11 protein-coding genes are annotated in these 13,434 nt (G+C 30.0%); 5 read left to right on the top strand and 6 right to left on the bottom strand.

Going from position 1 to position 13,434, the window contains the following annotated elements; all coding sequences use genetic code 11:
- Positions 1-10: 10 nt before the first annotated feature.
- Together LNQ81_RS12945 and LNQ81_RS12940 are read left to right on the top strand one after the other, a co-directional pair.
- Positions 11-763 (top strand): hypothetical protein, encoded by a 753-nt coding sequence (locus LNQ81_RS12945; protein ID WP_229947381.1) that lies wholly within the window; start codon positions 11-13, stop codon positions 761-763.
- A 9-nt stretch (positions 764-772) separates the two neighbouring features.
- Positions 773-3,319 (top strand): alpha/beta hydrolase family protein, encoded by a 2,547-nt coding sequence (locus LNQ81_RS12940; protein ID WP_229947379.1) that lies wholly within the window; start codon positions 773-775, stop codon positions 3,317-3,319.
- Between the two features lie 206 nt (positions 3,320-3,525).
- Here the strand turns inward: LNQ81_RS12940 and LNQ81_RS12935 are convergent, their stop codons facing one another.
- Positions 3,526-4,701 carry a PDZ domain-containing protein gene (locus LNQ81_RS12935; protein ID WP_229947377.1) on the bottom strand — a complete coding sequence of 392 codons (1,176 nt, stop codon included), beginning with the start codon at positions 4,699-4,701 and terminating at the stop codon, positions 3,526-3,528.
- A 521-nt stretch (positions 4,702-5,222) separates the two neighbouring features.
- Here LNQ81_RS12935 and LNQ81_RS12930 point away from each other — a divergent pair.
- On the top strand, positions 5,223-5,438 hold the full coding sequence (locus LNQ81_RS12930; RefSeq protein ID WP_229947376.1) for a hypothetical protein: 216 nt from the start codon (positions 5,223-5,225) through the stop codon (positions 5,436-5,438).
- A gap of 76 nt (positions 5,439-5,514) precedes the next feature.
- Here the strand turns inward: LNQ81_RS12930 and LNQ81_RS12925 are convergent, their stop codons facing one another.
- The 3 genes from LNQ81_RS12925 to LNQ81_RS12915 form a co-directional block, all read right to left on the bottom strand.
- Positions 5,515-5,853, bottom strand: coding sequence for a hypothetical protein (locus tag LNQ81_RS12925; RefSeq protein WP_229947374.1), 339 nt, complete (start codon positions 5,851-5,853; stop codon positions 5,515-5,517).
- A gap of 801 nt (positions 5,854-6,654) precedes the next feature.
- A complete protein-coding gene (locus tag LNQ81_RS12920; protein ID WP_229947371.1) occupies positions 6,655-7,536 on the bottom strand; it encodes a helix-turn-helix domain-containing protein in 882 nt (293 codons plus the stop codon).
- A gap of 251 nt (positions 7,537-7,787) precedes the next feature.
- On the bottom strand, positions 7,788-8,609 hold the full coding sequence (locus tag LNQ81_RS12915) for a helix-turn-helix domain-containing protein (protein WP_229947369.1): 822 nt from the start codon (positions 8,607-8,609) through the stop codon (positions 7,788-7,790).
- 221 nt (positions 8,610-8,830) lie between these two features.
- On the opposite strand from LNQ81_RS12915, the gene LNQ81_RS12910 reads away from it, so the two are divergent.
- Complete coding sequence (locus LNQ81_RS12910; protein WP_229947367.1) at positions 8,831-9,676, top strand: RteC domain-containing protein; 846 nt, start codon at positions 8,831-8,833, stop codon at positions 9,674-9,676.
- Positions 9,677-10,107: 431 nt separating this feature from the next.
- Positions 10,108-10,416, top strand: coding sequence for a hypothetical protein (locus LNQ81_RS12905; protein WP_229947364.1), 309 nt, complete (start codon positions 10,108-10,110; stop codon positions 10,414-10,416).
- A 915-nt stretch (positions 10,417-11,331) separates the two neighbouring features.
- On the opposite strand, the gene LNQ81_RS12900 is transcribed toward LNQ81_RS12905, so the two are convergent.
- Both LNQ81_RS12900 and LNQ81_RS12895 read right to left on the bottom strand, forming a co-directional pair.
- Positions 11,332-12,402 (bottom strand): phytase, encoded by a 1,071-nt coding sequence (locus LNQ81_RS12900; RefSeq protein WP_229947362.1) that lies wholly within the window; start codon positions 12,400-12,402, stop codon positions 11,332-11,334.
- Between the two features lie 5 nt (positions 12,403-12,407).
- The gene (locus tag LNQ81_RS12895; RefSeq protein WP_229947361.1) at positions 12,408-13,400 is read right to left on the bottom strand and encodes a metallophosphoesterase; all 993 of its coding nucleotides are present in this window, start codon (positions 13,398-13,400) and stop codon (positions 12,408-12,410) included.
- Positions 13,401-13,434: the final 34 nt, after the last annotated feature.

Genomic DNA, 13,434 nt, shown 5'->3' with positions numbered 1-13,434 from the left:
TTTATAAACCATGAAATACACAATCACGTTATTAGTGATCTTATCACTAACTATTTTTTCTTGTCAAAAGACAATGAATGACAATAAGCTTACCACTGCTACAATTTCAAATGTAACTGATCAAAACTTAGATGGAACAATAACCATACAAGGATTCGTTACTGTTAAAGGTACAAATACTGCGCCTTTAGGAATCACCACTATGAATATCTCAAACAAGTGGACATGGCTTGATAAAGATTATCAGGAATATGGAGAGAATCAAAGAGTCTATATCAAAAAAGATGGATACTATAATATAACCATTAACAAAGGAGATACTCTTGTTTTGATACCAAATCAATATCTATACAAAGACTTCACAAATTACACGTATACTAATCTTACCCAGAATCAAATACTAAATATAGAAATTGAACAAGATTTACCAAAAATGAAAGACTTAGAGAAAAACAATGAAAGGGTTTACAATAATCTTCAAAAACACATTAAAAACAGCGGTAATACTGATAAGTTAATCACTGTTTCTGGGATAGTGTATAGTAAAGAAACAAAGCAACCTTTAAAAGATATTATCATCTTAACTGAATTCTCTGTCAATACAAATGGTATTGGAAGTTTTCACAGAACAGATAGTATAGGGCAATTTTCTTTAAGAGTTCCACAAAACAAAAAAATTGCTGTAAACCCTCTATCCTACACTAATTCAATAAGGTTCTCTGCTGAAAAAGATACTGTTGCAAACATAATTCTAAACATATAAATAACTATAATGAAAACAAAAAAATCTTATATATTAATACTTCTAAGCTTTTTTATTTTAAACATTAAAGCCTTAGCTCAAGATCCTTCTACCTCAACTCAGCAACCTTTTCTATGGTACAGCACAATACCTTACACATTGTCAAAAGATAAGAAATGGTTATTTGTCAATCGGTTTTATAATGACGCTTCTATAGATATTGATTTCTTCTTTATAAACACACAAACAAAACAGGTAAGGGATTTTAAATCAAAAACAATTAACATAACTAATTTACTTGATAACAATATTATTGTTTACAAAGAAAATGACAAACTTTTATTTAACGACTTAGACAATACTAATAATAATACCTATGTAAAGAACATTATTAGGTATGCAACTATTTCGTCGAAAAACATGGTCATTACAGTAGATCAGTCAAACAATCTTAACTTAATACAAGTAGATAAAAATCTGACTAAAAATAAAATCAAAGTTTTTCAAAAAGTAAAGAATCACATAGTTAGTTCCAATGGAAAAAACATTATTTATTCTGATAACAATAATGATCTGTACTACATCAATACTACAACTTTAGTTGCAAAGAAATTAACTCATTTAAAACAAGATTTAAATTCTATCCTAGCATGGAACAAGCAACAAACAGCCTTTGTTATTAAAGATCAAGACAATACCCTATTATTGATTGACTTAGATTCCAATCAAACAAAGACTATAGCATTAGAACAAGGAAACTTAAAGAAGTTCAAAGTAGAGTTCTTTACCAACAATGATTTATATATTGAGTACAATACTCTAAGTAGTACTTCTTTACCAGAAAGTGAGTTTCTTGATATCTGGAATGGCAATACTAAGTATATATATCCTAGTAACTTTAAACTAAAGCATCAGATACAGTACAAAGCATTTGTATATAACAACTTATCAGCTCATTTAAAACAGTTAGATCGTCATAGAAATAAACTCTACTTAAATATCGGTATACCTAATTATATTTTAACCTATAATCCATTTGAACATGAAGAGTATCAGAGTACTAACAAAATTCGCCAATTCTCGTTATTAAATTTACAAAACAATGAAATAGAAACAGTATTATCTCTTACTAGTAGAGAGGGGTTATTAAGTGTATCAAAAGACAATAAACATATACTCTATCCAACTACCACCTATAATATTTGGAACATTTATTCTTTGGGTAGCAAAAGATCAATTAGTCTTAATACATCTTCTAGCTCAGTTACAAATACATCTCCTAGATGGTCAGAAGATTCTAAAAAAATATATTTTCAGCAAAACAATGATTTTGTTAGATTCAACATTGACAATCATAAAATAGATAAGCTAACTAATCTAAAGACCAATAACAATACAATTAACATCGTAGGGGCCTATAATTTTAGAGAAAACGGTATTTATTTTGATGATTCCAAGCCAGTGTTATTTACAAATTCTAGCCCAAATCTTACTGAATTCTTCTCATTAAAGGGTGCTTCTGTAAAAAAATTATACTCTTCCAAAAATTTAATTAAAGTACATGATAATAGTGTTTATTCTAACAACTATATGGCAGCTATTTTTACAGAAGAGAACAGTAATCAACCTCCAAGTATTAAAACAATAATAGATAATAGAACTAATACTTTATACCAAGATTCTATTGCTAGTGAGCTCTACAATTGGAGGAAGATAACAAAATTTGATTTCAATGATAAATTCGGTGAAACTTTAAATGGCTTTTTAACCTACCCTAAAGATTTTGATTCCAAAAAACAATATCCCATGATAATAGAGGTATATGATAATTTTGGAAATCTAGACAAGCATTTTATAAACCCTGAAACAAAGAATGATGCTAGGATAAACTCTACATTTTTTAATGAAAAAGGTTATTTTGTTTGTAAATTAAATACATATGTGTCAAAAGAAGGTCCAGGGCTATCTGCTGCAGATATCACACTCAAAGGTCTTGATAAAGTCTTAAGTATAGAGCCATCTATTAATAAAGATAAAGTAGCTCTTGTAGGGTTTTCCTTTGGAGGTTACAAATCCGGTTTTATTGCAACCCAGACTAACAGATTTACAACTATTGTCTCTGGGGCTGGAGGACACGATCTTATTTCAAATACATACAGTTTTGACAAATTTAAAAAAGTCCCAAGGTGGGGAATGAGTGAAAATGTTCAAATGCAATTAAGAGATAGTTACAGTGATAATCCTAATAAATATCATAATAATTCGACTTTACAGCACGCTCATAATATAAAAACACCTATGTTGTTGTATACAGGACTAGAAGACCAAGCGGTCGATGCAGATAATACAGAAAAACTCTTTCTTGCACTTTTAAAATATAAAAAACCTGTAATTGCATTATTTTATAAAAATGTAGACCATGTTATTTCTCTCTCTCAAACAACAGAGTCTCAGGATTTTGAAAAAAGACTCCTTGATTGGTTTGAATATCATTTAAAAGATAATAAAACAATAAAATGGATTAGTGATGGACTAACCCCTAATAAACATACTTACAGTAGACTTGAAGATTTGTAAAAAATAAAAACGAAACACTAAAAGTAGTCATGGTCGGAAGATTAATCTTCCGACTTTTTTATAGCTATAATTCAGCATGTGATTATCTTTACCCACAACAAATATGTTTAAAGACTATAGAGTCTCCTACAGGACATATTTTAAGAAGTCATAAGACTCTAATATTATTCTGTCCCATTGACAATAAGTTTACTGCACGCTATTGATTATATCTCTAATATAATTTCTTTATATAATGTCATAAAATTATCTTTTGTATTAACTTCAATTTGCACTTTATCTGCCTTAAACGCATTACGTTGTATTTCTTTCAATTCGTCTTCAGACATGCTACTAATGTCTTTGTTATTTACAGATAAGATTTTATCTCCTGCTTTTAGATTTTTATTTTTGATAGAAGGACTGTCCCAAACAAAAGAGATAATTAGTTCATTCTCTTTTATTTTTACCTTTATTCCAATATCCTGATATGTAGAAGGGAGAATCTTGTTGTAGGATTTAAAATAAAAGTTGTTTTTATATAAAATAGTGCGATAATATTTAAGCCATTTGGTTCCTAAGTTACTAGTATCATCAACGTCAACAGCTGCTATAAATACAGGAATCTCATAATTTCCTATTTTCATCTCTAAGGGAGTTATATATGTTTTTCCTATACTTGGTCCAAAAGCGCTATAACTAATTACCCCTTCGCCAGTAAGTACTTTAGAGAAAACATTTTTTTTATTTAAAGTGTCAAACATATCTTCACTTAGATAAAAGAAATCATTATAACCTGTATCAAAGAAGATATCTTTTTCTTTTAAACCATTAAAATAAGTCATTGTTAGAGTAGGTGTACCTGAATCTGCTTTTTTAACTTTAACTCTATTAAATAAATTTATTTCTTGCTTATTCAGATTATTTGAGAGTGTTATTCTATTGTTCTCAAGATCAAAATCCCAACAACTTTTACTAATCATATTTGCTCCTATAAGACCATCTACTCCAAGTGATTTAAACGCATCCATATCACTTTGTACTGCAGCAAAGTTTTTATATTCTAAGTTTCCTATTCGAATACTTGGAATACTTATGAATTTTACTTTAGATACATTATTAGAGGCATCATATAACTCATCTTCATATATAAAGTCAAAATCACCTTTAACATTAAAGGTAACTGATGTTGGAGCACCTGTATCTACAATGAATTTATATGTTTTATCCTCAATAATTACATCCACATAAATGTGATCATCCTTTACCGTGTAATTTAAGTTTTCATTGTAAGCATTAGGTGTAATAGTTCCTTTTTTAAAAATTCCTCTTTGAGCAAATAAATGAAAAGAGAACAATAGGATTATTATAGTTATTAGATTTGTTCTGTTATTAAAAAACATATTATAATTGTATGTATTGATTAAAAATTATAGGTATTGTATATTCCTATAAAAGTGAACCTCCAGTTTGAGTATCTTTTATAAAAGACCCAATACCTTATAAATATTGACAAATTTATTAAATTTTATAAATATAATGTATTTTAAATACACAACAATACAAATAAAATATTTTTATTTTGATAATTTATATAAAATATAATAATTTACCTAGTTTAAAAACATCTAAATAACTATATACAAGAGAGGCAATAGAGCGATTAGGAAAACAAATAAGAGCTATTATGTATATCCGTTTGCTGTAACAAGAAGGGAATAAGGTTGTAATTGTTCCATTAAACTAGATAAACTCATCTTTTATTAAGTTTGTCTATTAGTTACTTATCTTTTATAAGAACAGTTACTAGCTCCTATAAATTATCAGTATGATACTAACCGGAGATACATAAGAGCTATAAATGTATATGAAAAAGACAATCAGATATTAGGAACTAGTTTTTATCCAAATGGGAATAAAAAATATGAGATTGAGTTTAAAAATGGATATTGAAGACAGTACTATATCTTATTATGAGAATGGACAAATAAGAACAAAACGAGATTCTTTAGCAAATGGATTTACTTACTATCAAGATGATAAAATTAGAAGTAAAATTGAACAAGAAAAAGCTTGTTTTGAACAAATAAAAACAGTCATAGTCGCAGGATTAATCTTTCGACTTTTTTTATGGTTATAATTCAGTATGTAAAAAAAAGTGGTCAGAATTTCTTCCGACCACTAAATACTCTTTTGCTTGTTATTAATAATTAATTTTATTCTAAAACTATTCTTCTTAGAACTAGTTTCTCTCCACTTTCTTGATCCTCGCCAAACATTTCTTTAACTCCAACCCCAGTGATGTTTTTTGTACAAATCTCCCCCACTCCATCTAAGGAACAATGCCCATCACTTGTGTTTGTATACAAAACCCAAGTAGTTCCGACACGATAGTACTCCGCACCTATATAAGGATCTTGAGCTTGAATATCTACTACCTCTTCTACTTTGATAGCATTATCTGTTTTTTCACTAGCATTTATAGTAAATGCACCTACTGTTAGCATTGCTAGTATAGCAAAAGGCATAAGTAGGTTTTGAATAATTTTTCTCATAATTTCAAACTTGTTTAAATTGCCAGCAACTAGCCCCCTTGGCTTATTGCTTTTTAAGATTTAGAGTAAATAGAATACTTACTCTAAGGATGTAATCTCGTTTTTAGGGTTAATAGGACTGCTATAAGTTTAGAGTTGATCTGTTTTAGCTTTTAAAATCAATCAAAGGATATATTTGTTATAACTCGCGAGGCTATACCAATTAAAAGTTCTTGTAATACTAGAAAACAAAAGGCGTAAGTAGATCATAATCAGTTGTTAACTATTTTACCTATCTACTTTACAAAGCTCCTAATTCTAAAATCACCCCATAGGACATAAAAGGACAAAAGTGTTTAGCAAAAAGACAAAATCGTGCTAGAAAAGGACAAATACATAATTGTACTGGTAAAACCAATATTTTTAATTCTTATAAAATACAGTCTTTCAGATTTTACAATCTACCATAGATTAGCAAAATATTGAAAGCCCCTTTTAAGGGGCCTTCAATGCATTAATTGTTGCGAATTAGTTCATGCGTAAACTAACTGAAAAAAGTGTGAGTTTTTATTACCTGTTTTACATCTAGTAACAAAGATGAATTAAAGTGTGAGTTCTATATTGCTTGTTTTAAATCTAGCAACGAAGATTAAAATAACAACTAACAGTGATTTACCGTAATTTAAAACTTGTAAAACTAAAAGACAGTAATTCTTATCACTGATAATCATTATAGAGAATAAATCTCTTGGTTATAGCTATAGCACAAAACTACTTCTGTTTCGCGGGGCAACACTTATATAAGTGCGAATAAAAAAGTTATTAAATCACACTATCCTTAAACCCATTTCTAAATTCTAAGGGAGTCAGACCTGTTTTGTTTTTAAAAAATACTGTTAAGTGATTAGCCTCTTTAAAGCCAAGGGTAAATGATATTTCATTTATATGTAAATCTTTATACAGCAGTAATCTTTTTATCTCCATAACAATTCTCTCTGATATCCAAGCATAAGGAGTTATGTTATCTGTTTTCTTAAAAGCATATTCTAAAGAGCGTACACTTAATTTCAATTCACAAGCGTACATTCTAACAGTGATACTCTTATCTATTTTTTTATTGACTAAAGCCTTAAAGTTAGACACTATTATTTTTTCATGTGAAATATTAAGCTGATCTGTGGTAGACTGATCAATAGCGTTTTCCAAGATCAATAGGGTATTGAAAAGGTAGTTGTTTAAAATATACTGCTGTTTGGGATAAAACTTTTTGCTTAACTCCTTTTTAATAAGGCTAAAAAGCATAACTAACTCTTGATACTGATCACTAATATCAATAGACTCTAACTTATCACATAACTTAAAGAGATTGGTGTTGTAGAAAAACTGAAAATGAAGCTCGTCTATACAGAAAAAATCCTGGGTAAACATTAAAACCTCTGACTGATAATCTATAGGCTCAAGGTACTGTTCTACTTGATTTTTTGATACAACTAAAACTGTTTTTGCCGCAATATTGACAACCGAAGAATCTAAAGAGTACCTCCCACTTCCTTCAAGGAAAAGGTGAATACAGAAAAAGGTTAACTTATGGGGTCGAAACAGACTTTGTCCTCTAATTTCTACTAATTTACTTATATCCTTACAATTAATATATAGGCTATTGTTAGCCCGATGAAGAAAAGGTTCCAGTGGTAGCTTATTCATAAATAAGGGTAGAGGTGTTTTTCTTGTTTAGCCTAAACTAAATCATACAAGATAAAACACATGATTGTTACATCTGGCAAAAGAAAAGAAAATAAACTACATAATGCTATACTTTAGCGAATCTAATATGTATATACACGCAAAAACAAGTATCACTCAAAAACACCTCGCCTGTTAATTAAAGTCTTTAAGGATTTTTAAAATGCGTATTATTAAAGACTATAAAGACAATTAAAGCCATTTAATGACCTTTATCTATAATCTAAGGGATTATAAGGTTGGTCTTTACCAAATGCCCTTAAAAAGGTTCTATAGTTCTCATAGCCGCACTTGTAGGCTATTTCTGAGACAGAGTATGAAGAAAACATAAGAAGTAAAACAGATTCTATAAGTCTGGTTTGAATATGATAGTCATAAAAGGAGGTCGCTAAATATCTTTTAAAATTGCGCTGAAAAGTCCTGGGGTGCACCCTTAGGATATCGCAGTAGGATTCTAAACTAATATGTGGGTTTATGTGTTTTAGCCTTACATACTCAAGGTAATACTTTTTATACAAGAGTTTTTGCTTATTCCAAATCACAATATTATCAAGCTCAACTGGTTTTACTTTTAAAGAAAGAGTCCAAATATAAAAAATTTGACTATCGGGGCTAATACTAACCTTTACCCCTGAGAGAATAATAACTTTATTTTTGGGCCTTATTAAAAAGCATATTGCTTGTTTTTGGCCTGGTTCATTAAAGCTATTAAACTCCCCTAGCTGCTGAATAACTAAATTGTAATTGATCTTTAAACTCTCTTGTTTGTCATTACAGCCTGATAAATCCCATCCATTTGTTGTATATCTTATAACCACACATGATCTATTGTTTGGGTTTTGATATACCATAGGGCTTAAACCAAAATACTTCTTGATACACATAAAATAAAAGATTCTATCAAAGACCACACCTCCTTGATCAAGGATGGTTTTCTGAAGATTATGGTCAACTCTACCGTTTAATCTATTAATAAATTCATTAAAGCACTGTTCCAAAACATCGCTTAAATCTTTAATTAAATCTGCTCTCATCACTTAAATAACTTTTAAGAATAACAAGAAAATCCAAAGGGGAGACTTTTGTTATATTATCACATCAAACTATATTATATTGTTTTACAAAACATTACAAATTAAGCCTTAAATACTTAAAAATCGCATTTGGTGAGTATTTTAACAATTATATGTCTAAAATTCAGCAATTTACATCTTTTAAATTTTTCAATAACCAATTAATTTTAAATCAGTAAATTATGAACAAAAACAGTATTCAAGCAATTCAAGATTCAATCTTAAAAGAGGAATCAAAATTAACGCTAATCCCTGGTCTTATAATTAGTGAGGCCAAGCACATGACAGAGTATTTACACGGTATCTTAATCAGTTTAAAACAAAAGGTTTCAAGTGAAGGTTTTTCAAGCGAACAGCAAGAAATTCACTTTTTCAAACACTTCAAACCCAGTGTTCTTTCCAAGTTAATCTATTACAACAATATATACAGGATAGAATCTTATTGTCTTAAAATACCTTTAGAGATTCAAAAAGGATACTACTTAAAGAAGTTAAAACAACTCACAACTGAGTATAAACACTGCTATACTAACTCTGATTTTTTCAGATATTACAAAAGTCAAAGAACAGATAAAGACGCCGAATATTTTACAAGGGGAAACATTGATATTTTACAAGGAGTAAATAGTATCGCTTTTGAAATAGATCCATTATTTTCAAACTACTACGATTACAAACTCTCAAGGCTTTTATCAAATCAGATGCTCTATGAATATCTAAATAAAAGAATAAACCAGATAACCTCCCTAAGTATAGAAAATAATTCAAATAACAATATCTCTATTGTTTGGTCAGAATCAAATACGGCAATTGTAGAGCTGATTTACGCACTTTATGCCAGTAAGTCTATTAATCAAGGAGATTTAGAAATACGCAAAATTGCATACATTTTTCAAAATTATTTCAATATACCTCTCTCAGATGTTCATCATGTTTTTCACCGGATGAAAACAAGAAGTTATTCTAGGACAATATTTCTTGATAGATTAAAAGAATCTCTAGAGAATTATATGGACAAGGAGTACTGAATCATTTTTTTATTAGCTAGTTTTTTTTAGCCAAATACAGCAAAGCCACTATAGTAAAATACTCTATAGTGGCTTTGTTTTTACTTCTTTTTTATTTTTGCTAGTTATAACGCAACCCAGCCTTTTGAAAATATTTTATTTCAATTAGACCTCTAAGATACTTTCTAAGATGGCTTAAAATAAAACAACATTAATGATAATCTACTTGGCGTTTGCTTGTTTAAGCAAATTAACTATACCAATTAAATCCCTTATTAATTGCATGCCGAAAAGGAATTACGCCATCTATAACTAAGAGCTAAGTCTATAAAAACACAAGGATTTCACTACTATTTTAACTCATTTAACAAATACACCAAATCTTTAAAGTTGTTTTTTATACTAATATTAAGTTAATTTATTATATTTACAATTACCAATAAACCATTATTATGAAAAATTTATTAACTACTCTTGTAGTTCTTTTCTCAATTGGGTCTTTTGCTCAAGAATCATTAGTTGGACCTCCTATTGGACCTCCTCCTGAAAAGGAACCTTTCTGTGCACTTATGTACGTAGAGCCTTGTGAGGAGTCTGAAGATGCCAAAAATAATATTGAGTATCTTGTTGTAGCTTGTAAAGGATATGCTGAGGCAGATCCTCAAGTTATTACAGCTTATTTATGTCAATATGGTAAATTTCCTTCTGGTGTTACATTAAAAAGAAAACATCAAAAATTTATAGGTCCTTTTATACCTTAATTATTTTACTTTAAAGCCAAGAAAGTATTTACTCTTGGCTTTAATTCTAAACTATTGCAAATCTGAAAAAAATAAGTAAAAACAAGGCTTTAAAAAACAGCTATAACTACTTATTAATCTTCAAGGATTGTTAAAAGATATCTTTAATACTAATTACCTCTTGTATAAGAAATAATATAAAGAACTCTCTTAGAAGTAAGTCTTAAAAAAACGGATTCCAAAGCAAATACTCTATACACATGTTTTCTATTATTTTTTAACCAATCTTATCTAGGTAATATTCTATATCATTTACTAGTTATTAAATAGTCTAGCATGCAAACTAATTCATTAGACTTTATATTATCCAACTTAGATTACAAAATAGTTTTGTTGGCTTTTTAATATATACTTAGAGTAATTATTTACAGCTACAAACCAAAAATAACAAAAAACTATTCTTGTTTTAACTTATTTACTATTAACCAATAAAACATTATTATGAAAAATTTATTAACTTCCCTTGTAGTTCTTTTCTCCCTTGGAGCTTTTGCTCAAGAATCAACAGTTGGACCTCCTCCCTAGCCTCCTCCTGAAACAGATCCTTCATGTACACTTAGAAGAGTACAACCTTGTGAAGGTTCTGAAGATGCCAACAATAAAATTGAGTATTTTGTGGTAGCTTGTAAACGATACGCTGATGTATCTCCTAAAGTTATCACGCAGTACTTATGTGAATATGGAGATTTTCCTTCTGGTGTTACTCTTTTAGAAAAAAGAGAAAAAAGCCCAGATATATTAGTAATTCCTTAGTAATGATAAAAGCCAAGAATAAATTCTATCTTGGCTTTTATTTTCATCTGTTTTTATACTTTAGATTGATACTTTATACTATAAAAGACTTTTGCTTTTAAATTTAAATAAACCTAGACTAGTCTAGTCAACCATTTTTTTATTGATTTGTTCTTGGATTACTTTCCAATCGTAATATTGAAAAACCTTTCCATTGCTCATCATAACTAACATTCCTTTTTCAAACTGGTTATTTAGCCTTACTGAGCTTGCCTCTAACCCATCGCATTCAATAGCAGAGACTGGTAATTTTACTAGTAATGTATGTTGATTAACATTAGCTGTATCGCCTTGTCTGGGATAGATCAATATAGAGTTGTCTTGTTGATCAGATACTATGATATATCCTGTGGTACTATCTTTTTTATAAATAGCGATTCCCTCGTGATCTCTTTTTGCATCCTTCTGAGCAAAAAAAGCCAATTGCTTATTTCCTTTATCAGGATCAGCATAATATTTACGCACTCCTGCTGTTTCATCTGAGTAGTATACATATCCAAGCTCATTATCCACAGCAATAGCTTCTATCTCTTTGTTTCCACTATAGCTACCAAACTTACGAACCAGTTTTCCGGTGATATTACCCTTAGCATCAGCGCTTAACTCATACTGCCATAAGTAATTTTCAGAAGGACCACTTTTACGCCCTACTATAGCATAGAATACTTTGATTTGAGAAGTCTGTTTTTCATATAATGCTATTCCCATAGGTTGATTATAATACTTTTTAGTCTGTGTTTGAAATACTTTTACTCCACCATTATCTATAGGTATTAACTCTGGTAGTTTAAAGATGCGTATAACACCTTTGTTTCTCTCTGTTACAACAGCTATGTCAATTAAACCACCTTTATAAGGAAAATCATAAGCTATATCTACATTATTAGGACGAGCCATACCTGTAAACTTATTAACTATTTTCCCTTGAAGATCAAAAGCATAGATTCCACCCCCGTTTTCTTTATCCGTACCGATTATTAAGCTCTTAGCAGAATCTGCCTTATTAATCCATATGGCAGGATCATCGGTATCAAACTCTGTTTGCTCTGTACTTAGCAATGGTTTTATAGCATCGCTACAAACCGGCGCTAGTTTATCTTTACAACCCAGAAGTAATAATATACTTGCCAAAGAGCATAAATAGCTATATTTCATTTGTTTTATTTTTTAATTGTATGTGTATATAAAACCTCTGCATTATCATTGTTTGCCTTAACCACCTGAACATTTAACTCATTATCAATAATACTGAAGGTCATAAAACCAGGTTCTGCAGCAGCAAATATGGTGTGTTGCATCGTTCCCGAGGCGCGTACCTCACTAGCTGCTCCGGATAAAAACTGTGTAGTATATCTATCTTTTGGCTTTATAATTTGCAAATCATGCTCATGACCACAGATATATGCATCTACTTTATACTTGTCAAACAGATTTGAGAACTTCTGCTCAAAGCCGGTAGTATCTTTACTGTTTTTGCGTTTACCACCACTATACATAGGATGATGCCCCACCACTATTTTCCACTTGATAGATGGGTCAGCTTGGCCTAAGGTCTGTTCTATCCAGTTTAACTGCTTTTGTGTATCTTGCACAGTCAAATCGCTGTACTTATCACTTTTGTGATAACTATCTATAAAAGGATTCGTATCTATAACCACCAGTAAAACTTTTTGCTTGTTATCTAAGGTAAAGACTTTACTATAATAGCGATCAGGCATATTCCATCGTCTACTTACATTTGAGTAATCTATCTGGGCTTGTACACTACCCTGATAATCGTGATTGCCTAAGGCTACATACCAATTGGCATATAAAGATGGATTAGTGTAAATACTCTCATAAGAGGATATCCAGTGATAATCCTGTGTACTGCCCACTCCGTTGGGATAAAAGTTATCTCCTACACTAACCACAAACTCTCCATCTATAACTACCATAGCATTGCCTAGCTCTCTTGCTACGTTTTTCTGATAATAGTCCCCTACTCTACCAAAATCTCCTAATACAACAAAATTAAAGCTATTATCTTTATATACTAAACCTGGAATATCGCTACCTGAATAACCTGTGGCTTTCTGTTTTTCAAAAGCAGTCTGTCCCAGCATATTTAAGCAGTAAGTAAACAGAGATACTACTAATATTATTTTTTTCATATGGTCTTTAAATTATAAAAATCATACAGCGAAA

It is taken from the genome of Myroides oncorhynchi (assembly GCF_020905415.1).
GTDB classification, from domain to species: domain Bacteria; phylum Bacteroidota; class Bacteroidia; order Flavobacteriales; family Flavobacteriaceae; genus Flavobacterium; species Flavobacterium oncorhynchi_A.
Note: the sequence above shows the minus strand (reverse complement) of the source record. Positions and strands in the feature narration are given on the sequence as shown.